Origin of the sequence: Pseudorhizobium tarimense (assembly GCF_022968135.1) — a bacterium.
Lineage (GTDB): Bacteria > Pseudomonadota > Alphaproteobacteria > Rhizobiales > Rhizobiaceae > Neorhizobium > Neorhizobium tarimense.
The window spans coordinates 55,384-77,783 of record NZ_JALJRA010000014.1; the positions used below are offsets into that span (position 1 = coordinate 55,384).

22 protein-coding genes are annotated in these 22,400 nt (G+C 61.7%); 18 read left to right on the forward strand and 4 right to left on the reverse strand.

The features are described from left to right. Window positions 1–28: 28 nt before the first annotated feature. Window positions 29–1,651 carry an ABC-F family ATP-binding cassette domain-containing protein gene (locus MUU54_RS17165; protein WP_247245242.1) on the forward strand — a complete coding sequence of 541 codons (1,623 nt, stop codon included), beginning with the start codon at window positions 29–31 and terminating at the stop codon, window positions 1,649–1,651. 12 nt (window positions 1,652–1,663) lie between these two features. On the opposite strand, the gene MUU54_RS17170 is transcribed toward MUU54_RS17165, so the two are convergent. Both MUU54_RS17170 and MUU54_RS17175 read right to left on the reverse strand, forming a co-directional pair. Beyond that, complete coding sequence (locus MUU54_RS17170; protein WP_247245243.1) at window positions 1,664–2,290, reverse strand: glutathione S-transferase family protein; 627 nt, start codon at window positions 2,288–2,290, stop codon at window positions 1,664–1,666. Window positions 2,291–2,423: 133 nt separating this feature from the next. Further along, window positions 2,424–3,638 carry an NADP-dependent isocitrate dehydrogenase gene (locus tag MUU54_RS17175; protein ID WP_247245244.1) on the reverse strand — a complete coding sequence of 405 codons (1,215 nt, stop codon included), beginning with the start codon at window positions 3,636–3,638 and terminating at the stop codon, window positions 2,424–2,426. A gap of 203 nt (window positions 3,639–3,841) precedes the next feature. Between MUU54_RS17175 and MUU54_RS17180 the strand changes: the two genes are divergently transcribed. The 14 genes from MUU54_RS17180 to lpxB all read left to right on the forward strand — a co-directional run bounded on the left by MUU54_RS17180 (window position 3,842) and on the right by lpxB (window position 17,632). Then, window positions 3,842–4,375, forward strand: a complete 534-nt coding sequence (locus MUU54_RS17180; RefSeq protein WP_247245245.1) for a hypothetical protein — start codon at window positions 3,842–3,844, stop codon at window positions 4,373–4,375. Between the two features lie 196 nt (window positions 4,376–4,571). After that, complete coding sequence (gene rpsB / locus MUU54_RS17185) at window positions 4,572–5,351, forward strand: 30S ribosomal protein S2 (RefSeq protein ID WP_247245246.1); 780 nt, start codon at window positions 4,572–4,574, stop codon at window positions 5,349–5,351. Window positions 5,352–5,517: 166 nt separating this feature from the next. After that, window positions 5,518–6,444 (forward strand): translation elongation factor Ts, encoded by a 927-nt coding sequence (gene tsf, locus MUU54_RS17190; RefSeq protein ID WP_247245247.1) that lies wholly within the window; start codon window positions 5,518–5,520, stop codon window positions 6,442–6,444. A gap of 96 nt (window positions 6,445–6,540) precedes the next feature. After that, a complete protein-coding gene (gene pyrH, locus MUU54_RS17195) occupies window positions 6,541–7,263 on the forward strand; it encodes a UMP kinase (RefSeq protein WP_247245248.1) in 723 nt (240 codons plus the stop codon). 45 nt (window positions 7,264–7,308) lie between these two features. Next, complete coding sequence (gene frr, locus MUU54_RS17200; RefSeq protein ID WP_247245249.1) at window positions 7,309–7,869, forward strand: ribosome recycling factor; 561 nt, start codon at window positions 7,309–7,311, stop codon at window positions 7,867–7,869. Window positions 7,870–7,915: 46 nt separating this feature from the next. Continuing rightward, entirely contained in the window at window positions 7,916–8,662 is a 747-nt protein-coding gene (locus MUU54_RS17205; RefSeq protein WP_247245250.1) for an isoprenyl transferase, read from the forward strand. Further along, entirely contained in the window at window positions 8,662–9,495 is an 834-nt protein-coding gene (locus tag MUU54_RS17210; RefSeq protein ID WP_247245251.1) for a phosphatidate cytidylyltransferase, read from the forward strand. The genes MUU54_RS17205 and MUU54_RS17210 overlap by 1 nt, the downstream gene beginning before the upstream one ends. Before the next feature lie 44 nt (window positions 9,496–9,539). Beyond that, the gene (rseP, locus tag MUU54_RS17215; protein WP_247245340.1) at window positions 9,540–10,664 is read left to right on the forward strand and encodes an RIP metalloprotease RseP; all 1,125 of its coding nucleotides are present in this window, start codon (window positions 9,540–9,542) and stop codon (window positions 10,662–10,664) included. 187 nt (window positions 10,665–10,851) lie between these two features. After that, window positions 10,852–13,182, forward strand: a complete 2,331-nt coding sequence (gene bamA / locus MUU54_RS17220) for an outer membrane protein assembly factor BamA (protein ID WP_247245252.1) — start codon at window positions 10,852–10,854, stop codon at window positions 13,180–13,182. Window positions 13,183–13,234: 52 nt separating this feature from the next. Beyond that, window positions 13,235–14,299: a UDP-3-O-(3-hydroxymyristoyl)glucosamine N-acyltransferase gene (gene lpxD, locus MUU54_RS17225; protein WP_247245253.1), complete on the forward strand. Its 1,065-nt coding sequence runs from the start codon at window positions 13,235–13,237 to the stop codon at window positions 14,297–14,299. Then, window positions 14,292–14,759 (forward strand): 3-hydroxyacyl-ACP dehydratase FabZ, encoded by a 468-nt coding sequence (fabZ, locus tag MUU54_RS17230; protein WP_247245254.1) that lies wholly within the window; start codon window positions 14,292–14,294, stop codon window positions 14,757–14,759. Before lpxD ends, fabZ begins: the two co-directional genes overlap by 8 nt. Then, window positions 14,756–15,571, forward strand: a complete 816-nt coding sequence (gene lpxA, locus MUU54_RS17235; RefSeq protein WP_247245255.1) for an acyl-ACP--UDP-N-acetylglucosamine O-acyltransferase — start codon at window positions 14,756–14,758, stop codon at window positions 15,569–15,571. The genes fabZ and lpxA overlap by 4 nt, the downstream gene beginning before the upstream one ends. A gap of 4 nt (window positions 15,572–15,575) precedes the next feature. Further along, window positions 15,576–16,457: an LpxI family protein gene (locus tag MUU54_RS17240; protein ID WP_247245256.1), complete on the forward strand. Its 882-nt coding sequence runs from the start codon at window positions 15,576–15,578 to the stop codon at window positions 16,455–16,457. Beyond that, window positions 16,457–17,632 (forward strand): lipid-A-disaccharide synthase, encoded by a 1,176-nt coding sequence (lpxB, locus tag MUU54_RS17245; RefSeq protein ID WP_247245257.1) that lies wholly within the window; start codon window positions 16,457–16,459, stop codon window positions 17,630–17,632. The genes MUU54_RS17240 and lpxB overlap by 1 nt, the downstream gene beginning before the upstream one ends. Window positions 17,633–17,662: 30 nt before the next feature. On the opposite strand, the gene gltA is transcribed toward lpxB, so the two are convergent. Next, the gene (gene gltA / locus MUU54_RS17250) at window positions 17,663–18,952 is read right to left on the reverse strand and encodes a citrate synthase (protein ID WP_247245258.1); all 1,290 of its coding nucleotides are present in this window, start codon (window positions 18,950–18,952) and stop codon (window positions 17,663–17,665) included. A gap of 935 nt (window positions 18,953–19,887) precedes the next feature. On the opposite strand from gltA, the gene MUU54_RS17255 reads away from it, so the two are divergent. Continuing rightward, on the forward strand, window positions 19,888–20,226 hold the full coding sequence (locus tag MUU54_RS17255; RefSeq protein WP_247245259.1) for a hypothetical protein: 339 nt from the start codon (window positions 19,888–19,890) through the stop codon (window positions 20,224–20,226). 42 nt (window positions 20,227–20,268) lie between these two features. Next, complete coding sequence (locus tag MUU54_RS17260) at window positions 20,269–20,649, forward strand: hypothetical protein (protein WP_247245260.1); 381 nt, start codon at window positions 20,269–20,271, stop codon at window positions 20,647–20,649. 9 nt (window positions 20,650–20,658) lie between these two features. Here MUU54_RS17260 and lexA read toward each other — a convergent pair whose 3' ends face one another. Further along, complete coding sequence (lexA, locus tag MUU54_RS17265; protein WP_247245261.1) at window positions 20,659–21,378, reverse strand: transcriptional repressor LexA; 720 nt, start codon at window positions 21,376–21,378, stop codon at window positions 20,659–20,661. A 152-nt stretch (window positions 21,379–21,530) separates the two neighbouring features. Here lexA and MUU54_RS17270 point away from each other — a divergent pair, with 152 nt between their 5' ends. Then, a complete protein-coding gene (locus MUU54_RS17270; RefSeq protein ID WP_247245262.1) occupies window positions 21,531–22,400 on the forward strand; it encodes a VOC family protein in 870 nt (289 codons plus the stop codon).

The window sequence follows — 22,400 nt, forward strand, 5'->3', positions numbered from 1 at the left end:
TTGTTGTCACCTCGCAAAGTGCTTCGCCATGATCCGCATCGAAAACATCAGCAAGTCCAACAGCCACCGCATCCTGTATATTGAGGCGTCGGCTGCGCTCAATCGTGGCGAAAAGATCGGCTTGGTCGGCCCCAACGGGGCCGGCAAGACGACGCTGTTTCGCATGATTACCAGCCAGGAGGCTCCCGACGAGGGGCAGGTGGCCGTCGAGAAGAACGTGACCATCGGCTACTTCAACCAGGACGTCGGCGAAATGTCCGGGGTGAGCGCCGTCACGGAGGTGATGAACGGGGCAGGACCCGTCAGCAGCGTCGCCGCCGAACTGCGGGAGCTGGAGGCCGCCATGGTCGATCCCGACCGCATGGACGAGATGGACCAGATCATCGAACGCTACGGTGAGGTGCAGGCGCGTTACGAGGAGTTGGATGGCTATGGGCTCGAGAGCCGCGCCCGGGAAGTTCTCGCCGGCCTGTCCTTCAGCCAAGAAATGATGGACGGCGATGTCGGCAAGCTGTCAGGCGGCTGGAAGATGCGCGTGGCACTCGCCCGCATCCTCCTAATGCGCCCGGATGTGATGCTGCTCGACGAACCGTCGAACCACCTCGACCTGGAGAGCCTGATCTGGCTGGAGCAGTTTTTGAAGAACTACGACGGCGCGCTTTTGATGACGTCGCACGACCGCGAGTTCATGAACCGCATCGTCAACAAGATCATCGAGATCGACGCCGGCTCGCTCAATTCCTATGCCGGCGATTACGGCTTCTATGAGCAGCAGCGGGCGCAGAACGAGAAGCAGCAGCAGGCGCAATTCGAACGCCAGCAGGCGATGCTTGCCAAGGAGATCAAGTTTATCGAGCGCTTCAAGGCGCGCGCCAGCCATGCGGCGCAGGTGCAGAGCCGAGTCAAGAAGCTCGACAAGATCGAGCGGGTGGAGCCGCCGCGCCGGCGCCAGTCGGTCGCCTTTGAGTTCCAGCCGGCGCCGCGTTCCGGCGAGGACGTGGCGAGCCTAAAGGGCGTGCACAAGGCCTATGGCAGCCGGGCGATCTATCACGGGCTCGATTTCATGATCCGCCGCAAGGAGCGCTGGTGCATCATGGGCGTGAACGGTGCGGGAAAGTCGACGCTGCTGAAGTTGATTGCCGGATCGGCCGAGCCGGATCAGGGCACGGTTGCGATCGGCGCCAGCGTCAAGATGGGCTATTTCGCCCAGCACGCCATGGATCTGCTGGATGGCGAACAGACGGTGTTCGAGTGGCTGGAATCGGAATTCCCACGCGCCGGGCAGGGGACGCTGCGTACGCTAGCCGGCTGCTTCGGCTTCTCAGGTGACGACGTGGAGAAGAAGTGCCGCGTCCTGTCCGGCGGCGAGAAGGCGCGGCTGGTCATGGCCGCCATGCTCTTCGATCCGCCGAACTTCCTCGTTCTCGACGAGCCGACCAACCACCTCGACCTCGACACGAAGGAAATGCTGATCAAGGCGCTTTCCGAATACGAAGGGACGATGCTGTTCGTCAGCCACGATCGGCACTTCCTGTCGGAGCTTTCCAACCGCGTGCTGGAGATCTCGGCAGACGGCGTTCACCGCTATGATGGTGGATATCGTGAGTACGTGGAGCGGACCGGCTACGAGGCGCCGGGCCTGGCCGCCTGACGCTCTCCGTCACTAGCTTGCCTGCAGTTCCTGCATATCGGCGTCATCAAGCTCGGCCGCGCGCAGATGTGCAGGCCGTGAGTGAAGATGTTCCACATAGGCCTCGAACGCCGGACGCTTGTCGATCGAGCCGAACTGCAGGCCCCACATAAGGTGTGAGCCGACATAAACGTCTGCTGCGGTGAACCGCTCGGTAGCAATATAGGTCTTGCCCGAGAGCGCTGCTTCGAGCGTGTCCATCACGTTCTCATAGCTGCCATATCCGACCATTTGCCGCCGGTCTTCCGGCACCTTGACGCCGAGCGCACGATTGGTAACGGCTGCCTCCAACGGACCAGCAGCAAAGAAGAGCCAGCGGTAGTAGTCCGCGCGTTCTGCCGGTGGTGGCGCAAGCCCGGCTTGCGGAAACGCGTCCGCCAGATAAGCGCAGACGGCAGCGCATTCGGTGACGATCTTACGGCCATGAATTAAGGTCGGGACCTTCCCCATCGGGTTGGTGCGGCGATAGTCCGGGCTCTTCACCGTGCCGCCGAAGGTGAGCACTTCTCGCCGGTAAGGGACGCCCACTTCCTCAAGCATCCAGCGCGCAATCCGCCCGCGCGACATCGGGTTTGTGTAGAGGATCAGGTCTTCCATCATTCCGCTCCCGCTAATGTTCTGTTTATGTTCTACATAAACGCTCGGCAGAATCAAGTCGTCTTTATTGTGCCAAAGAAAAACCGGCGGAAATCACTTTCCGCCGGTCAAGCTTATGGTGTGATGGAGCGCCTGCTCAGGCAGCCATAGCCTTCTTGAGGTTCTCGTCCACCTTGTCGAGGAAGGCGGTGGTGGAGAGCCACGGCTGGTCGGGACCGATTAGGAGCGCCAGATCCTTGGTCATGTAGCCGGCTTCGACCGTGTCGACGCAGACCTTTTCGAGCGTCGTTGCGAACTTCGCGAGGTCCGCGTTGTCGTCGAGCTTTGCGCGGTGGGCAAGACCACGGGTCCAGGCGAAGATGGAGGCGATCGAGTTGGTCGAGGTCTCGAGGCCCTTCTGGTGCTGGCGATAGTGACGCGTCACGGTACCGTGGGCGGCTTCCGCTTCGACAGTCTTGCCATCCGGCGTCAGCAGCACGGAAGTCATTAGGCCGAGCGAACCGAAGCCCTGCGCAACCGTATCCGACTGCACGTCACCGTCATAGTTCTTGCAGGCCCAGACATAGCCGCCGGACCACTTCAGTGCAGACGCGACCATGTCGTCGATCAGGCGGTGTTCGTAGGTGATGCCGGCTTCGTCGAACTTGGCCTTGAACTCGGTCTGGTAGACTTCCTCGAAGAGGTCCTTGAAGCGGCCGTCATAGGCCTTCAGGATGGTGTTCTTGGTCGACAGGTAGACCGGCCACTTGCGCATCAGGCCGTACATCATCGAGGCGCGGGCGAATTCGCGGATCGATTCGTCGAGGTTGTACATCGCCATGGCAACGCCGGCGCCAGGAGCGTCGAACACTTCCTTCTCGATCACCTGGCCGTCTTCACCAACGAACTTGATGGTCAGCTTGCCCTTGCCTGGGAACTTGAAGTCGGTGGCGCGGTATTGGTCGCCGAAAGCGTGGCGGCCGACAACGATCGGCTGCGTCCAGCCCGGAACCAGGCGCGGCACGTTCTTGCAGATGATCGGCTCGCGGAAGATGACGCCGCCGAGAATGTTGCGGATCGTGCCGTTCGGGCTCTTCCACATCTGCTTCAGGCCGAACTCTTCGACGCGGCCTTCGTCCGGTGTGATCGTCGCGCACTTGATGCCGACGCCGTGCTTCTTGATCGCGTGCGCCGCATCGACCGTCACCTGATCGTTCGTTGCATCGCGGTTCTGGACCGAGAGGTCGTAGTACTCGATGTCAAGATCGAGGTAGGGCAGGATCAGCTTGTCCTTGATGAACTGCCAGATGATGCGGGTCATCTCGTCGCCGTCGAGATCGACGACCGGATTGGCTACCTTGATCTTTTGCATGGATTCCTCTTCGGACACTGGCCGGAAGCGCTTTCCCGGCGGTTTGGACATGGATGGGCTGGCCTATAGCATCGACGGCCTGCGACGCAAAGCCATTCACTGGTCTTGGTGGTCGTTTGTGTCGTGCGTTGGTGCGCCTGCGGCGTTGCCAATCCTGACGCCTTGGATAATCTGCGGAACATTCGACTCTCCGGAACCCTGCCATGCGGATCATCACCCTTGCCGCCACCGTCACCCTTGTCGCAAACGTGGCTTTTGCTGCCGACACAACCGACCCCGTGAAGGAGGTGATGGATGTCACCGCTCGAAACTGGGGGAGTGTCGAAAACGAATGGAGCTACATCTTCGATCCTCAGCCGCTGCAACGGCTGTTCAGCCGCGAGTTTCAGGCTGCCTATGCCGAAGCCGCCAAGCGCCCGGCCTACGAGACCGACGACGGCGGGCCAGGTGATCCCTTCGGCTATGATGTTGTCACAGCCTCCCAGGACGGATGCCCGCTGGAAGACGTGAACATCAAGGCAGATCCGGAGCAGGGCGGCGTAACCCGGGTAAAAGTCACCTTCAAGCTCTGGCGCTGCCTCGACCAGCCGGAACTGCAGGAAAGCGTAAACGAAGTCCGTTTCGACGTCGTGGCGGAGGACGGCCGGTATGTTATCAGCGATATCCATCGCATTGCGTCCGGTGACGAGGATTCGGTGCTGGTGGAAATGAAGCAGCTGGCGGCCCAGACGGACTGAACACGTTTCCGCACTGAAGCTCCACAAATTCAGTCCTCGCCCTTGCGTTTCGCCGGGATCGGCTGTATGCGCAGCACCATTCCACACGTAAGGCATGGGATTGTCCGGGAGAAATCCGGACCGTTCCGACCGGTGGCATTCTCGAAGAGGGTGCTGTTCGCCTTGCGGAGGTTCAACCGGAAAAGGAGAAAAAGGCATGGCATTGCCTGATTTCAGCATGCGCCAGCTTCTGGAAGCTGGTGTTCACTTCGGCCACCAGACCCACCGCTGGAACCCGAAGATGAAGCCGTACATCTTCGGCGACCGTAACAACATCCATATCATTGATCTTGCTCAGACCGTGCCGATGCTCTCGCGCGCTCTGCAGGTCATTTCGGACACCGTTGCCCGTGGCGGCCGCGTTCTCTTCGTCGGCACCAAGCGTCAGGCTTCCGAGCTGATCGCCGATTCGGCGAAGCGTTCGGCTCAGTACTACGTCAACGCCCGCTGGCTCGGCGGCATGATGACGAACTGGAAGACGATCTCGAACTCGATCGCTCGTCTGCGCAAGCTCGACGAGATCCTCGGTTCGGAAGCTTCCGGCTTCACCAAGAAGGAGCGTCTGAACCTCGAGCGCGAACGCGAGAAGCTGGAAAAGGCTCTCGGCGGTATCCGCGACATGGGCGGCACGCCGGACCTGATGTTCATCATCGACACCAACAAGGAAAAGATCGCGATCGATGAAGCGAAGCGTCTGGGCATCCCGGTCGTCGCCATCATCGACTCCAACTGCGATCCGGACCTGATCGACTACCCGATCCCGGGTAACGACGACGCCTCGCGCGCCATCGCTCTCTACTGCGACCTGGTTGCTCGTGCAGCGATCGACGGTATTGCACGCCAGCAGGGTGCTTCCGGCCGCGATCTTGGCGCATCCGCCGAAGCTCCGGTCGAGCCGGCGCTCGAAGGCGAGGCCGAAACCGAGGCTCAGGCCTAATCCAATCGAGAGGCGGCGTCATTGCCGCCTCCCAGATTCGGGTCGAGGCGCTCCTCCCCGAAGACGGTCTTCATGACCCTGTCATACTTACGGGTACATTCGTCCCCAACGCTGCCTTCGCCGACGTTCTTCCGGCTGAGGCGATCTTGCAAACAAGAGGCACACAATGACCGAAATCACAGCCGCAATGGTGAAGGAACTGCGCGAGAAGTCTGGCGCAGGCATGATGGACTGCAAGAAGGCGCTTGCTGAAAACAACGGCGACATGGAAGCAGCAATCGACTGGCTGCGCGCCAAGGGCATCGCCAAGGCCGACAAGAAGTCCGGCCGCACCGCCGCCGAAGGCCTGATCGGCATTGCGAGCGCCGGCACCAAGGCCGTCGTCGTCGAAGTCAATTCCGAAACCGACTTCGTTGCCCGTAACGATGCCTTCCAAGATCTCGTTCGCGGCGTTGCCCAGGTGGCTCTCTCCACCGACGGCTCGACCGATGCGATCGGTGCTGCGACCTATCCGGCATCCGGCAAGTCCGTCACCGACACCATTAAGGATGCGGTTGCCACCATCGGCGAGAACATGAGCCTGCGCCGTTCGGCCCTTCTGTCGGTCGAAGACGGCGTCGTCGCCACCTACATCCACAACGCTGTTGCCGACAACCTCGGCAAGCTCGGCGTTCTGGTTGCGCTGAAGTCGACCGGCAACAAGGATGCTCTTGCTGCCATCGGCCGCCAGATCGCCATGCACGTTGCGGCAACCGCGCCGCTCGCCATCCGCGCCGAGGAAGTCGACGCAGCCGTTGCCGAACGCGAGCGCAACGTCTTCATCGAACAGTCCCGCGCTTCGGGCAAGCCGGACAACATCATCGAGAAGATGGTCGAAGGCCGCATGCGCAAGTTCTTTGAGGAAGTTGCTCTTCTCTCGCAGGCTTTCGTCATCAACCCGGACCTGACGGTTGGTGCAGCCGTCAAGGAGGCCGAAAAGGAAGTCGGCGCTCCGATCGAAGTCACCGGCATGGTTCGCCTGCTGCTCGGTGAAGGCATCGAGAAGGAAGAGTCCGACTTCGCAGCCGAAGTGGCAGCTGCTGCCAAGGGCTGATTGTCGCCGCACTATCCCGGCAAAAGCGCAAGGGCACCGCGTGACAACGCGGTGCCCTTCGTGTATCGGCAACCCGATTGACAGTCAGGAGTAACCATGTCCCCCCAGCCCATCTACAAGCGAGTCCTTCTTAAAGCCTCTGGTGAAGCTTTGATGGGAAGTCAGGGATTCGGGATCGATGTGGCAGTTGCAGACCGTATTGCCTCCGATATCGCCGAGGCAAGAGCCATGGGCGTAGAGGTCGGCGTCGTGGTCGGCGGCGGGAACATCTTCCGCGGCGTAGCGGTCGCCTCCAAGGGCGGTGACCGCGTGACCGGTGATCACATGGGCATGCTGGCGACGGTGATCAACGCGTTGGCGCTCGCAACCTCGTTGCGCAAGCTCGACATCGACACGGTGGTGCTTTCCGCCATCGCCATGCCCGAGATCTGCGAGAGCTTCACCCAGCTCCGCACGCTCCATCACCTGGAGCAGGGCAGGGTGGTGATCTTTGCCGGCGGCACCGGCAATCCGTTCTTCACGACCGATTCGGCCGCAGCGCTGCGCGCCGCCGAGATCGGTGCGGAGGCGATCTTTAAGGGAACGCAGGTCGACGGCATCTATTCCGCGGATCCAAAGAAGGATCCGACCGCTACGCGCTTTGAGCAGCTGACGCATGGCGAGGTGCTGGAAAAGGGTCTTGCAGTGATGGATGTGGCAGCCGTGGCGTTGGCCCGCGAGAACGCCATTCCGATCATCGTGTTCTCGATCCACGAGAAGGGTGGCTTCGCCGATATCTTGACCGGTGGTGGCCGCAAGACCATCGTTTCCGACAACTGATACGAGGCCCGCGGGCCTTAATGATGCAAAGACGGGAGTAGAGTGATGAGTGGAGCAATCGATCTCAACGACATCAAGCGGCGCATGGACGGCGCGATCAACGCCTTCAAGAGCGACATCGCATCGCTGCGGACAGGCCGTGCCTCGGCCAACATTCTCGATCCTGTGATGGTTGAGGCCTATGGTTCGCGGGTTCCGCTGAACCAGGTTGCCAACATCACGGTTCCAGAACCCCGTATGCTCGGCGTTTCGATCTGGGACAAGTCCATGGTCGGCGCCGTCGACCGCGCCATCCGGGAATCAAACCTGGGTCTCAACCCGATCGTCGACGGTCAAAACCTGCGCATCCCGCTGCCGGAGCTGAACGAAGAGCGCCGCAAGTCTTTGGTTAAGGTGGCGCACGACTATGCCGAGAAGGCCAAGGTTGCCATCCGTCACGTTCGTCGCGACGGCATGGATGATCTGAAAAAGGCCGAGAAGGATGGCGACATCGGTCAGGATGAAAGCCGCTCGCTCTCCGACCGTGTGCAGAAGATGACGGACGACACAATTTCCGAGGTCGACCGCTTGCTCGCCGAGAAAGAAAAAGAAATCATGCAGGTGTAGGCTCACCCTGCGCCGGCACGCCTCTCGCCCGATAATCGGATACACGATGGCCAACCTCGATCTTCCCGTCATTCCTGAGCATGTCGCCATCATCATGGACGGCAATGGCCGCTGGGCGAAACAGCGGGGGCTTCCGCGCACCATCGGCCACAATAAGGGGGTCGAGACGGTTCGCGAGACGGTGCGGGCGGCGGGCGAGGCCGGAGTGAAGTATCTCACTCTGTTCGCCTTCTCCTCTGAAAATTGGAGCCGCCCGGAAAGTGAAGTCGAGGATCTGCTCGGCCTGCTGCGCCGCTTCATCCGGCGCGACCTGGCGGACCTTCACCGCGAGAACATCCGTATACGCATCATCGGCGAGCGCGAAAACTTGCGCAGCGATATATTGCCGCTGCTGCTCGAGGCCGAGGAGACGACGCGTAACAACACGGCAATGACGTTGGTCATCGCGTTCAACTACGGCTCTCGCAACGAGATCGCCCGTGCCGTCGCCAAGATTGCCAAGGAGGTGCAGGCGGGGTCGATCAAGCCGGACGAGGTGAGCCCCGAGATGATCAGCGAGCGCCTGGATACGGCAGACATACCGGATCCGGACCTGATCATCCGCACAAGCGGAGAGGAACGCCTTTCCAACTTCCTTCTGTGGCAGGCGGCCTATTCCGAATTCGTCTTCCTACCTTGCTATTGGCCTGATTTCGACCGCCAGCAGTTTCATGACGCGCTGCGCATCTTTGCCTCGAGAGACCGTCGTTTCGGCGGCCTGTCACAGTTGACGACCACAGCGGTGGTTGGCTGATGAGCCCCGAACTCCAGCAGCGCGTCCTGTCGGGCATCGTCATGGCTGCCGTCGTCCTTGCGGCAACCTGGTTCGGCGGCTTGCCGTTCCAGATGTTGGCCGCCGCCATCGCTCTTCTCGTCTACTTCGAATGGTCGAGAATCACCCGTCTGACGGAGCGCAACTTCACCGGAAACCTTGTTGCGTGGGTGGCAGTGATCCTGCTTGCGGCCAATATCGCCTTCGGCGACCCGGACATGAGCATGCCGCTGCTGAGCGGGTTCGCCATCACCGTCGCACTGATGGTGATGATCGGCGGCGGCACGTGGTGGCTTCCCGGCGGTCTTCTCTACGCCGGCTTGAGCGGCGTGTCGCTTGCCGCGGTGCGGCAGGGTGGGGCGCCCGGACTGGCCGCCATCCTATTTCTTTTCGCCGTTGTCTGGGCAACCGATATTCTGGCCTATTTCATCGGCCGCGCCCTGAGAGGGCCAAAGCTTGCGCCGCGGATCTCTCCCGGCAAGACCTGGTCTGGCGCGATCGGCGGCACGGTTTCGGCGGTTATCGCAGGAGCGGCGTTGACGCTTGCGTTCTTCGGCCGCGTCTCACTCTGGATCGTGGTGCTGGCCTTCATTCTCTCCGTTGCCAGCCAGATCGGCGACCTCTTTGAATCCTTCATCAAGCGGCGCTTCGGCGTGAAGGACTCCAGCCACATGATTCCGGGCCACGGCGGCGTCATGGACAGGGTGGACGGCTTGGTGTGCGCAGGCTTCGTCTTGTTCCTGCTGGCGCTTGTGTCGGGACCGCTCAGGGGCCATGTTGATGTGACGGTGGCCGAGTTCCTGTTCGGCCTTTGATGCCGGCGCGTGCGGGCGGACTGAACGACGAAACGGAAAACATGATGGCTATCATCGGGCTGCTCACGGGCTATATCATCCCCTTCATCATCGTCCTGTCGGTGCTGGTGTTCATCCATGAGATGGGCCACTACCTGGTTGGGCGCTGGTGCGGCATTCGCGTGACGGCCTTCTCGGTGGGATTCGGACCCGAGCTGCTTGGCTTCACTGATGGGCACGGGACACGCTGGAAGCTATCGGCGATTCCATTGGGCGGTTACGTAAAGTTCTTCGGCGACGAGGATGCCGCAAGCACGCCCGCTTCGGCCAACCTTGCCGGACTGACGGAAGCCGAGCGCGCTGAAACCCTCGCCGGCGCCAAGCTGTGGAAGCGGGCAGCCACCGTCGCCGCCGGACCGATTGCTAACTTTCTCCTGGCGATCGCCATCTTCGCGGTGCTGTTTTCAACCTATGGCAGGATGATCGCCGATCCCGTCGTGGCAGAGGTACGCCCGGAAAGCGCGGCCGCCGAGGCCGGTGTCGAGCCGGGTGATCTCTTGGTTGCGCTTGACGGTGAGAAGATCCGCACCTTCGATGACGTCCGGCGTTATGTGGCGGTTCGGCCGCAGACGCAGATTGTCGTAACAGTTGAGCGCGATGGTCGCGAACTCGACCTGCCGATGGTGCCGCAACGCACCGAGATCACAGACCAGTTCGGCAATAAGATTGAGCTCGGTCAGATCGGCATCGTGACGAACGCAGAGAGGGGCAACTTCCGGCTTGAGACCTACTCGCCGCTGGCCGCGATCGGCGAGGGCGTGCGCGAGACCGGCCACATCATCACCGGAACGTTCAACTATCTCGGCAATATCTTTACCGGACGGATGAGCGCCGACCAGATTGGCGGGCCGATCCGGATCGCCGAGACCACCGGCCAGATGGCGACGCTCGGTATTTCTGCGCTCCTCAATTTTGCGGCGGTCATCTCTGTATCCTTGGGCCTGATGAACCTCTTCCCGATTCCCGTTCTTGATGGCGGCCACCTGCTGATGTACGCCTTGGAAGCAGTCCGGGGGCGCCCGCTGAGCCCGCGGGTGCAGGAGGTCGTTTTCCGCTTCGGGCTTGCCATGATCCTGACACTCATGGTCTTCGCCACGTGGAACGACACCTTTGGCCGGTGGATGGGCTGAATTTGATTAAAACTGTTTATTTACCGTATTTTGAACATGGCGTGGCCTCGCAGCCACGCCTCCCTGTGAAGTAAACAGAATTTAACGCGATGCCTTGCTTGTAGGGTAAAAGCAGGTAAAACGACACACGTGTGGCCGGAGTCGGGCTTCACCCGCCGAGGGACAACGGGAAAAGGTAAGAATTGAAATGAAGGCTGGTTCAAGGTTTTTGAACGCGGTATCGGCGTTTGCGCTGTCTGCTAGTGTTGTTGCCTCGGGTGCTGGCGTCTCGGTTCTCGCTTCCGCGTCGGTCGCAGAGGCCGCCGTCATCCGCAACGTTCAGGTGCGAGGTGCTCAGCGCGCTGGCGAGGAAGCCGTTCGAGCCAACCTCACGATCCGTCCGGGCGTAAGCTTCACGAATGCCGATATCGACGAGTCGGTTAAGCGTCTCTACTCCACCGGCTATTTCTCCGACGTCCGCATCGCGGTTTCCGGAAGCACGCTAGTAGTCAGCGTCAGCGAAAACCAGCTCGTCAACCAGGTGGTCTTCAACGGCAACCGCAAGATCAAGGATGACAAGCTCGCTGCCGTCGTCCAAACCCAGCCCCTTGGTCCGTATAGCCAGGAGCTGGTCAATGCCGACATCGAGCGTTTGCGCGAAGCCTACTCGGCCATCGGTCGCAGCGACATCGAAGTCACGACCCAGGTTGTTCCGGTGGGCGAAGGTCGCGTAAACCTTGCCTTCGTTATCAACGAAGGCGACCGCACCAAGATCGCGAACATCAATTTCGTCGGCAACCAGGCCTATGGTGATGGCCGTCTTCAGTCGGTGATCCTGACGAAGGAATCCGGTCCGCTGTCCTTCCTGACCCGCAAGGATGTCTACAACCCGGACAAGCTGCGCGCCGACGAGGATGCGCTGCGCCAGTTCTACTACAATCACGGCTATCCCGACTTCCGCATCATTTCCTCCGACGCGGTTCTGGACGAGACGACCAACCAGTACAACATTACGTTCACGGTTGAAGAAGGTGCACGCTACCGCTTCGGTGACGTCGTCGTGGAATCGACGGTCGAGGGTGTCGACTCGCAGGATCTTCAGGGACTGGTGCGCACCCGGACCGGCGACACCTATGATGCGGCGGAAGTCCAGAAGTCGATGGAAGCCATCTCGCAGCGCGTCGCTTCGGCGGGCTACCCGTTCGCACGCGTCACGCCGCGCGGCGACCGCAATTTCGGCAACCAGACGATCGGTGTCTCCTATCTCGTCGATCAGGGCGAGCGCGCCTATGTCGAGCGCATCGAGATCCGCGGTAACACCCGCACGCGTGACTACGTCATCCGCCGCGAGTTTGACTTCAGCGAAGGCGACGCCTTCAATCAGCAGATGATCTCGCGGGCAAAGCGCCGGCTTGAGGCTCTCGGCTATTTCACCACGGTCAATATCTCGACCTCGCAGGGCTCCGCTCCGGATCGCGTCGTGGTCGTGGTTGACGTCGAAGATCAGCCGACCGGCTCCTTCGGTGTTGGTGCCGGCTACTCCGCGGGCGGCGATGGCCTGATCCTCGAAGCGTCGGTCGAAGAAAAGAACTTCCTCGGCCGCGGCCAGTTCATCCGTGTTGCTGTCGGTGGCGGTCTCGATGACGCGCGCAGCTACTCGCTGTCGTTCACCGAGCCTTACTTCCTCGGCTACCGCCTTGCCGCCGGCTTCGATGTCTTCAAGAGCCAGACCTCTTCGGAGGATTACTACGACTACGATGAGCAGGGCTTCACGCTGCGCGTGACCGCGCCGATCACGGAAGATCTGGCGACGACGTTCCGTTACACCTACAAGGATATCGAGTATTCGGGTGACGGCGATTGGCAGACAGGTCTTTCTGCGCCCTATCGCGCTCTCGTGGAGCAGGGCGACTTCACGCAATCGTCCGTCTCCCAGACGCTGACCTACAACACCCTCGACAGCAATACGCTGGCGCGCGAAGGCATCTATGCCTCGATCACGCACGAGTACGCTGGTCTCGGTGGTGACTCCGAATTCTACAAGATCTATGGTCGGGCCCGCTATTTCCACCTGTTGTCTGACGAAGCGGACATCATTGGTTCGGTAGCTGTCGGCGGTGGTCACGTTGTGGGAACTGGCGACAATCTGAACGTCTTCGACCAGTTCATGCTCGGCGGTCGTTTGGTGCGCGGCTTCGAGAACAACGGCATCGGTCCGCGGATGCCCAATGGCGACCCATTGGGCGGCACGACTTACTTCACGGCCTCGGCTGAGGCAACGTTCCCGATGCCGGCGTTCCCTGAAGATTTCGGCCTTCGTGGTGCAGTCTTCGCCGATGCCGGAACGCTCTATGGCAACGACGTTGGCAACAGTGCTGGCGCTGTCGGCACGGACATGTCCTGGCGCGCATCCGTGGGGGCGGGCATCCAGTGGGCGTCGCCGTTCGGCTCAATCCGGGTCGACTATGCGTTCCCGGTGGTCAAGGAAGACTTCGACGAGGAGCAGCAGTTCCGGTTCAGCATGGCGAACCAGTTCTGATCTTCGCTGACCAGAACTGCGGTCAAATTCTGTTCTGGAGTTGTTTGACCTGATGGAGTTCAACCAATTCTTTCCGCCCCACGATGGGATAAGTCTGCGCGAGCTGGCATCTCATCTGGGGGCTGAACTGCTTGACGATTCGGCGGGCAACCGCCGTATTCGTTCTGTCGCGCCTGTCGCACGGGCAGCGGAAGGCCAAGTCTGCTATTTGCGCTCGCGCAAGGGCCGCGGCGATCTTGCCTCCTGTCATGCATCGGCGATCATCTGCGAACCCGCCATTCGTCCGATCATCCCCGACAACATTCCCGTATTGCTGACGGCAAAGCCGGAGACGGCGTTCGCCATGGCGGGCGCGCTTCTCCATCCGGCTGCCTTGCGGCCGGGCGCTGTCGTTTCTGGTTCAACGGGCGTGCATCCGGCAGCTCATGTTGATCCGACGGCGCAGCTTGAGCCGGGCGTCGAAATCGAGCCGATGGCTGTGATTGGCGCGCGGGCAGAGATCGGCAGCGGAACACGTATCGGTGCTGGCGCGGTGATCGGCGCCGACGTGAAGATCGGACGTGACTGTGCCATTGCCCCAGGGGCGACGGTGATCGCAGCACTGCTCGGCAATGGTGTCATCATCCATAACGGCGCACGCATCGGCCAGGACGGTTTCGGCTATGCTCCCGGGCCACGCGGCATGCTCAAGATCGTGCAGATCGGCCGCGTGATCGTACAGGACAACGTTGAGATAGGTGCCAATACGACAATCGATCGTGGCACGATGGATGACACAGTCGTCGGCGAGGGTACCAAGATCGACAATCTGGTCCAGATTGGACACAACGTGCGCATCGGGCGTCACTGCGGCATCGTCAGCGGCGTCGGCATTGCCGGATCAACGACGATCGGCAACGGCGTAATGATCGGCGGCGCGTCCGGCATCAATGGCCATATCACCATCGGCGACGGCGCCCAGATTGCCGCAATGAGCGGCGTCATTGCCGACGTTCCGGCAGGCGCGCGCTATGGCGGCGTACCCGCGAGGCCTCTTAAGGACTTCCTGCGCGATGTGGCAGAGGCGATGGCGCGGTCCGACGAGCGGGCCAAGCTCAAAGGAGACAGGAATGAGTGAAGTGACGGGCGCAACCTTGGGTGCTGCAGACATCCTTGAGATCATGAAGTTGTTGCCGCACCGGTATCCCTTCCTGCTCGTTGACCGGATCATCGAGATCGACGGCGACGATTCCGCGATCGGCATCAAGAACGTCACCGCAAACGAGCCGCATTTCACCGGCCACTTTCCCGAGCAGCCGATCATGCCGGGCGTGTTGCTGATCGAGGGCATGGCGCAGACGGCAGGTGCCATCTGTGCGCGCAAGGAAGGCGAGGCGGGTAATCTGGTTTACTTCATGACCATCGACAACGCGCGGTTCCGCAGACCTGTAGTCCCGGGAGATCGCGTGGAGTTTCACGTCAAGAAGCAGAAGCAGCGCGGCAATATCTGGAAATTCCACTGCGACGCGATGGTGGACGGTTCGCTCGTGGCCGAGGCTGATATCGGCGCCATGATCCGCCGCAAGGACGCATCATGAGCCGTATCGCGTCCAGCGCCCGCATCCACCCGTTGGCGGTTGTCGATGACGGCGCCGTGATCGGTGAAAATGTCTCGATCGGTCCTTTCTGCACCGTCGGCCCTGAGGTCGTGCTGAAGGACGACGTGCAGCTCGTTTCCCACGCGGTAGTGAATGGCAAGACCGAGATCGGCCGCGGCTCTAAGATCCACCCGATGGCCGTCATTGGCGGCGTCTCGCAGAGCCTGCACGAGGCGGGTGCGGACTCCACCCTGACCATCGGTGAAAACTGCACGATGCGCGAAGGTGTGACCATCAACACCGGCACGGTCGGCGGTGGCGGCAAGACCGTGGTCGGCAACAACTGTCTGCTGCTGGCAAACTCGCACGTTGCGCATGATTGCATCCTCGGCAGCGGCATCATCATGTCGAACAACGTGATGCTGGCCGGCCATGTGAAGGTCGGCGATCATGCCATCCTCGGTGGGGGGTGCGCGGTCCATCAGTTCGGTCGCATCGGCCGCAATGCCTTCATTGGGGGCCTGTCTGCAGTCAACTATGACGTTATTCCGTACGGCATGCTGAACGGGAATCCCGGCATCCTCGCCGGCTTAAACGTGGTCGGCATGACGCGCGCCGGCATTGAACGCGCCACGATCCACCGGGTCCGCCGCGCCTTCAAGCAGATCTTTGAAGGCGAGGGCAACATTCGGACGAACGCTGCTGCCATCCGAGACGAATATGCCGACTGCCCGGAAGTGATGGAGATCCTGAATTTCATCGCCGCCGACAGCGACCGCGCGCTTTCCTCTCCCTTCCGCGGCAAAGCCTGACGCCATGGCCGACCTGGCGCGGCCGGACGAGAAGGGGCGGCTCGCGATTGTCGCCGGCTGGGGACATTTGCCGCTCTATCTCGCGCAGGCTGCGCGGGCTTCCGGCGAGGATCCCGTAATCATCGCGCTCTCCGATGAGGCCGATCAGGACTTCGCAGACTTTGAGACCCTGCAGGTCGGCGTCGGTGACTTGGCAGGTATCGAGCGCTTTCTCCGCGAGAAACGTGTCGGCCGCGTTGTCATGTCGGGCGCCGTCCGGCGTCGGCCGGAATGGCGCGACATTCGCCCTACCATCAAGACGCTGATCCGTGTGCCGGCGGTCGTGCGCACGCTTATGTCCGGCGGCGACGACACGGTGCTGCAGATGGTGATCCGGCTGTTCGAGGGGATGGGCTGCCGTGTGATCGGGGCACATGACATTGCGCCAAACCTCCTTGCCAGAACCGGAGCCTTGACCGAGGCCAACCCCTCGGCCGACGATCTGCGCGATATCGAGGAAGGCATCAAGGCAGCGCGGGCATTGGGCGAACTCGACATAGGCCAGGGGGCCGTCAGCGTCGGCGGACGGGTTGTGGCGCTCGAAGGCGTCGAAGGAACCGACCGCATGTTGGATCGCGTGGCAGCACTCCGGGAAGAGGGCCGCATCTCCCGCCGCCGTCGTGGCGTGCTGGTCAAGTTGTGCAAGCCGCAACAGGATATACGAGCCGATCTTCCCGCCATCGGAATCTCTACAGTGGCTCACGCTGCGCGTGCAGGCCTTGCCGGGATTGCAGTCGAGGCGGGGCGCGCTCTGGTTCTTGACGAGCAGGCCGTTATCGCCGCCGCTGCGGATGCCGGCGTGTTCGTCTGCGGGATCGACACCAGGCTGCCGAAGGAAGGATTGTGATGTCGGACGCTCCGCTGAAGGTCGCCGTGGTCGCCGGTGAGGTTTCTGGAGACTTGCTGGGAGCCGATCTCGTCGCGGCGTTGAAGGCGGCTCGTTCCGGCCCAATCGAGATCGTCGGCGTCGGCGGCGACGCTCTGCAGGCGGAAGGTCTGCGCTCGCTCTTCGACTTCTCTGAGCTTTCCATCATGGGGCTCACGCAGGTGCTGCAGCGCCTGCCGCAGCTGATGCGCCGCATCAGCCAGACGGCGGATGCGATCATCTTAGGCCGGCCGGATGTTCTCGTCATCATCGACAGCCCAGACTTCACCCATAGGGTGGCAAAGCGGGTGAGGGCGGCGCTGCCGGATCTTCCCATCATCGACTATGTCTGCCCCAGCGTCTGGGCCTGGAAGGAGTACCGCGCGCGGGCGATGGTGCCCTATATCGATCACGTCCTGGCGGTACTCCCCTTCGAGCCGCCGGCAATGGAAAGGCTCGGCGGACCGCCAACCACATTTGTTGGACACCGGCTGACGAGCGATCCAGCCGTGCTGAAGGTGCGGGCCCTGCGTTCTCAGATGCCGGTGAAACAGCCGGACGACCGTCGAACCATTATGCTCCTTCCAGGATCGCGCGCGGCGGAAATCCGGCAGTTGTTGCCGGTCTTCGGACAGACGGCCGCCGACTTCGAACAACGCAACGGCCCGACCCGCTTCGTGCTGCCAACGGTCCCGCGACAGGAAGCCCTTATACGCGAGATTGCCCGCTCGCTTCCGGTCACGCCGGAAATCAGCATTTCGGCGGAAGACAAATGGGCTGCGTTCGCCGATGCGGATGCGGCGCTCGCGGCCTCCGGAACCGTGCTTCTGGAGCTCGCGCTCTGCGGCATTCCGACAGTCTCCAGCTACAAGGCGGACTGGCTGATCACGCTGATGTCGAAGCGCATCAAGATTTGGTCGGCGGCACTCCCCAACCTGATCGCCGACTACCCGCTGATCCCTGAGCACTTCAACGAGTTCGTCCGGCGGGGAAGCCTCCTCCGCTGGGCCGAAAGGCTGTCATCCGACACGGCGCAGCGGCGGGCCATGCTGGAGGGCTATGATCTGACGTGGCTGCGTCTCCAGACGCCCGTTCCCCCAGGCGAGGCGGCCGCCGGCATCGTGCTAAAGACCATTGAACAAAAAAAGCCCGGCTGACCGGGCTTTTTCTTGTCGACCTTTTGGACCTCAGCGCTTGGAGACCGGAACGTAGTCGCGCTGCGGTGCGCCGGTGTAGAGCTGGCGCGGACGGCCGATGCGCTGCTGCGGGTCTTCGATCATCTCTGCCCACTGTGCGATCCAGCCGACGGTACGGGCGAGCGCGAAGAGTACGGTGAACATCGTGGTCGGGAAGCCCATCGCCTTCAGCGTGATGCCCGAATAGAAGTCGATGTTCGGGTAGAGCTTCTTCTCGATGAAGTATTCGTCGGTGAGCGCGATGCGCTCCAGCTCCATCGCGACCTGCAGCAGCGGGTCATCCTTGTGACCGAGCTCGCCCAGAACCTCGTGCGTGGTCTTCTGCATGATCTTCGCGCGCGGGTCGTAGTTCTTGTAGACGCGGTGACCGAAGCCCATCAGGCGGAACGGATCGTTCTTGTCCTTGGCGCGGGCGATGTACTCTGGGATACGATCGACCGAGCCGATCTCGGAGAGCATGTTGAGTGCCGCTTCGTTGGCGCCGCCGTGTGCGGGGCCCCAGAGGCAGGCGATGCCGGCTGCGATGCAGGCGAACGGGTTTGCACCCGAGGAACCGGCCAGACGAACCGTCGAGGTGGACGCATTCTGTTCGTGGTCGGCGTGCAGGATGAAGATGCGGTCCATGGCGCGCGCCAGAACCGGGTTTACCTGGTACTCCTCGCACGGCACAGCAAAGCACATGCGCAGGAAGTTCGAGGCGTAGTCGAGGTCGTTCTTCGGATAAACGAAGGGCTGACCGATATGGTACTTGTAGGCCATCGCGGCGATCGTCGGCATCTTCGCAATCATGCGCAGCGATGCGACCATGCGCTGATGCGGATCAGTGATGTCGGTGGAGTCGTGGTAGAAGGCTGACAGCGCGCCGACGCAGCCGCACATGACGGCCATCGGATGCGCATCGCGGCGAAAGCCGGTGAAGAACCGGGACATCTGCTCGTGCACCATCGTGTGGTGCGTGACGCGGTAGTCGAAATCCTTCTTCTGTGCCGCCGTCGGCAGTTCGCCGTAGAGAAGCAGATAGCAGGTTTCGAGGAAATCGCCGTGCTCGGCAAGCTGCTCGATCGGGTAGCCGCGGTGTAGCAGGATACCTTCGTCGCCGTCGATAAAGGTGATCTTGGATTCGCAAGAGGCGGTCGAGGTGAAACCTGGATCGTAGGTGAAGGCGCCGGTCTCCTTGTAGAGGCTGCCGATGTCGATCACGTCCGGGCCGAGGGTTCCCGATTTGACAGCGAGGTCGACCTTGTTGTCACCCACTGCCAAGTTTGCGCTTTTATCCGTCATGCTGATCCTCCAACCTGTTGGCGGCGTGGCGTCCCAAAACGCCACAAGAATTTAAGCGTAGGATGTAGCTATATGATCCGGCGGCTGCTGCCAAGCACTGCTGATGTCTAATTGTGCAACGCGGAAATCACCTTTGCCTCCGGCACTTGAATGCAGTTAAGAAACAGTCACAGCGGCGGGACGAAGCTGGATGTTCCCGGCTGGCGACACAGGTTTGGGTTGCGTTTCAAGAGGCTCAGTTGCATGCTCGGGTAGTGGAGCCGGGGCCGCCGCCGATGCCGCAGGGCAATGTGGTCGTTGAGAAAACAGATCCGGCCGCGGCGTCATCGCTCGGGCTGGAGAAGTTTCCGCTGCCTGCTCCAGACGAGGCCGGCCGCTATGTGCTCCAGCATCGTCCGCAGCCGCCCGACCTAGCTCCGTCAGCTTAGCTCGATCCTTGATGCATGGATCTTCCATGTCGGTGGATCGGCTCCGGGTTCTTTTCGAGGCCGAGGCGGCCTTTGGGCATACTTCTTGTTGGTGCCGGTTCTGGTCGCCGCCGGTGCCGTCACCTGGTTTTCGCTACCCGTCGAGCCTCCGGCGGTCTTCATGCTGATGGTCTTTGGCTTGCTTTCGCTCAGCTGCTTCTCCGCCCACTGGATGAGAGGCTATGCGCCTCCCTTCGGCGTCGGGGCCGCTCTTTTTCTCGCTGGAGCCGTACTGCGCAGGTTGCGACTTCGCGGGCAGGAACAATCCTCTTGAACGGACCGGTGCCGACGATGATGGCGGGCGAGGTCGAGCGAAGGGAAGCAGCAGGCGAGGGCCGCTGGCCCTATCCCTAAAATGCGGCACACCTTCGAGCCGCCGCTAAAGCGGCCGCCGGAGCATGTCGTACTGCTGGTCCGCTCGGACTGCATACCATTTGATGCAGGGACACCCTCCGCGGCCGGGCGAGATTGTCGCCGCCATCCGGTCCCGCACTTCCCGGGCTGAATGACTTTGCCTTCAGCGCATTTTTCGACAGGATCGGTGCGGTCGGCTTCCTCTACGGAGCCCCGGCGCAAATAGAGGCGCCGGAACTGAGTTGGTACGAGCAGAAAAAGCCACCGCCCGACATCCTCATATCGGATGACGGTGCGCTGGTTGCCCTCGTTGGACCAGCCGCGGCCACCAACCGCGCCCGCCCGCCTTCCTTCATCTGCGATCAGTGGCAGCGCGCTCATTGGCTCGCTACGCCGCTTCCTTCAGCTGTGTCGCCGGGTGGTGACGGTCCGCTCCTGCCGAAAGATCGGTGACAGGTACTCGAACCGCAGCAATTGACGGCACTAAGAAAGGCGATGGCGCAAGACCTCGCGGCGGCAGGGGAACCTCCGGGTGGTTTCACCTGTCGCAAGAGCTTGTGGTGCGTCGCCAAAACGAAGGAGGGGGTGAAGCCCGCGAGCGTCGAAGACAGTCGCATCACGGGCCTCGGCTGCGACCTTGCCGGTCTCCTTGTTACATGGCGTGCTCGGTTCGAGGAGTGCCGCTCCGGCGCTCTGCTGGTCTCCGGCAACGCGTTGCGCAAGACCGGTGCCCTTGAGATCAGCCTCGGCGGCAGCACAAACCCTTCACGATGGAACGCCAACGCGGCCATTGCCGGAGCGAGACGGCCTTGGACCGAACATCGCCTCTATGACTGGCGCAGCGACCGCGCCGAAGAGCGATCCCTATGTCGCTGACGCGCCTGATCAGTGGTAGCGGCGAATGAGGCCGACCAGCTTGCCCTGGACCTTCACGCGGTCCGCCGGCAGGATGCGTGTTTCATAGGCGGGGTTTGCGGCTTCCAACGCAATCGAGGCGCCACGGCGACGGAAGCGTTTCAAGGTCGCCTCTTCGTCGTCCACCAGTGCCACGATGATGTCGCCCGGGCCGGCCGTCTGCCCGTTGCGAATGATGACCGTATCGCCGTCGAGGATCCCGGCTTCGATCATCGAATCGCCCTTCACCTCCAGCGCATAATGCTCGCCGGCACCCAGCATTTCCGTAGGAACGGCAATGTCATGCGTGTTGTTTTGGATAGCCGAGATCGGCACGCCGGCCGCGATACGACCCATGACGGGAACCGTGGTGCTGGTGCCCTCGTCGTTGGCGGCAGCCTTCACCGGCGCGGCCGGTGCGGGCTTCGGCTTGCCCAGGCTGCCTTCGATGACGCTCGGGGAAAATCCGCGGCGCGGTTGCAGGCTGCTCGTATAGGCCTCGGGGAGCTTGATGACTTCCAGCGCACGCGCCCGGTTCGGAAGGCGACGGATGAATCCGCGCTCCTCCAGTGCCGTGATCAGCCGGTGAATGCCCGACTTGGAGGCGAGGTCAAGCGCGTCCTTCATCTCGTCGAAGGAGGGCGGCACGCCCGATTCCTTCATCCGCTCGTGAATGAAGAGAAGCAGTTCCTGCTGTTTGCGCGTGAGCATCCGGGCCCCTTTTGAGGTGAAACAAATACGGAACAGAATGTATCTGTTCCACATGTGTTCCGCAAGGGTTAAAATTTTCGTGCAACGGCGTGAATGCTCGGCCAGAAAGGCAGCCTCAGGCGCTCCCGCTAGCCTGCCGTGGAGGAATGTCTATGAACATGCGCATCATCGATCACCTGGTCATGCCCGTGGAGGGGCTGTCGCAGGCGCGCGCCGCGCTCCAGCGACTGGGGTTCATGGTCGCCGCGGATGCACGCCATCCGTTCGGTAGTGAGAATGCATGCGTTTTCCTGGAAGATGGCGCCTATCTTGAGCCACTCGCGATCGGCGACCCCGATGCCTATGCCCGATCAGCGGACGCCGGCAACGTCTTCACCGGCCGCGACCGGCAATTGCGTGGCATCTTCCCGAAAGGCGGTTTGTCCGCCGTAGTGTTGGCGACAGATGATGCCTTCGCGGAAGACGCCGCCTATCGCGCAAGAGGCGTGTCTGCCGGAGAGATCTTAGAGTTTTCACGAAAGCTGGCGCTGCCGGCCGGCGGCGAGGTCACGGCCAGTTTCCGGCTGGCATTCGCCGCAGATCACGCTTCGCCGGCGTTCTTCATGTTTTCCTGTCAGCGGATCAACGTGCTTCCCCGCGAGATTGGCGCGCTGGCCCAACATGCAAACAGCGTGTCTGGTCTGCGTGAGGTCGTTCTGTCTGCAGACCGTCTTGCTGAAGCATGTCACTTGCTGGAGACGGTGTTGGCAACGGAGGGAAGGCGCGAGGGCAACTCTGTCGTGTATGATACCCGCAGCGGCATTGTTCGGGTCATCGAGGATCCGATGTCGACTGGGCCGGCAACGGCGAAGCGGGGTGCCATGCAGGACCTCCGTGGTCGTTCCGTGGTCTTTTCCGTCACCGATCTCGCCGTGACAGCGAGTGTGCTTGCTGCTAATGACGTGCCGTTCTTGCGCCAGGACAATCGCCTGGTCGTGGCGAATGCCACTGGGCAAGACGTGTTGTTTGCCTTCGAGGAGTGA

Bases quoted from the DNA above. Each gene is read 5' to 3' on its own strand.
- MUU54_RS17165 (WP_247245242.1), top strand. From the start codon at position 29: ATGATCCGCATCGAAAACATCAGCAAGTCCAACAGCCACCGCATCCTG.
- MUU54_RS17170 (WP_247245243.1), bottom strand. From the start codon at position 2,290: ATGATGGAAGACCTGATCCTCTACACAAACCCGATGTCGCGCGGGCGG.
- MUU54_RS17175 (WP_247245244.1), bottom strand. From the start codon at position 3,638: ATGCAAAAGATCAAGGTAGCCAATCCGGTCGTCGATCTCGACGGCGAC.
- MUU54_RS17180 (WP_247245245.1), top strand. From the start codon at position 3,842: ATGCGGATCATCACCCTTGCCGCCACCGTCACCCTTGTCGCAAACGTG.
- rpsB (WP_247245246.1), top strand. From the start codon at position 4,572: ATGGCATTGCCTGATTTCAGCATGCGCCAGCTTCTGGAAGCTGGTGTT.
- tsf (WP_247245247.1), top strand. From the start codon at position 5,518: ATGACCGAAATCACAGCCGCAATGGTGAAGGAACTGCGCGAGAAGTCT.
- pyrH (WP_247245248.1), top strand. From the start codon at position 6,541: ATGTCCCCCCAGCCCATCTACAAGCGAGTCCTTCTTAAAGCCTCTGGT.
- frr (WP_247245249.1), top strand. From the start codon at position 7,309: ATGAGTGGAGCAATCGATCTCAACGACATCAAGCGGCGCATGGACGGC.
- MUU54_RS17205 (WP_247245250.1), top strand. From the start codon at position 7,916: ATGGCCAACCTCGATCTTCCCGTCATTCCTGAGCATGTCGCCATCATC.
- MUU54_RS17210 (WP_247245251.1), top strand. From the start codon at position 8,662: ATGAGCCCCGAACTCCAGCAGCGCGTCCTGTCGGGCATCGTCATGGCT.
- rseP (WP_247245340.1), top strand. From the start codon at position 9,540: ATGGCTATCATCGGGCTGCTCACGGGCTATATCATCCCCTTCATCATC.
- bamA (WP_247245252.1), top strand. From the start codon at position 10,852: ATGAAGGCTGGTTCAAGGTTTTTGAACGCGGTATCGGCGTTTGCGCTG.
- lpxD (WP_247245253.1), top strand. From the start codon at position 13,235: ATGGAGTTCAACCAATTCTTTCCGCCCCACGATGGGATAAGTCTGCGC.
- fabZ (WP_247245254.1), top strand. From the start codon at position 14,292: ATGAGTGAAGTGACGGGCGCAACCTTGGGTGCTGCAGACATCCTTGAG.
- lpxA (WP_247245255.1), top strand. From the start codon at position 14,756: ATGAGCCGTATCGCGTCCAGCGCCCGCATCCACCCGTTGGCGGTTGTC.
- MUU54_RS17240 (WP_247245256.1), top strand. From the start codon at position 15,576: ATGGCCGACCTGGCGCGGCCGGACGAGAAGGGGCGGCTCGCGATTGTC.
- lpxB (WP_247245257.1), top strand. From the start codon at position 16,457: ATGTCGGACGCTCCGCTGAAGGTCGCCGTGGTCGCCGGTGAGGTTTCT.
- gltA (WP_247245258.1), bottom strand. From the start codon at position 18,952: ATGACGGATAAAAGCGCAAACTTGGCAGTGGGTGACAACAAGGTCGAC.
- MUU54_RS17260 (WP_247245260.1), top strand. From the start codon at position 20,269: ATGGCGCAAGACCTCGCGGCGGCAGGGGAACCTCCGGGTGGTTTCACC.
- lexA (WP_247245261.1), bottom strand. From the start codon at position 21,378: ATGCTCACGCGCAAACAGCAGGAACTGCTTCTCTTCATTCACGAGCGG.
- MUU54_RS17270 (WP_247245262.1), top strand. From the start codon at position 21,531: ATGAACATGCGCATCATCGATCACCTGGTCATGCCCGTGGAGGGGCTG.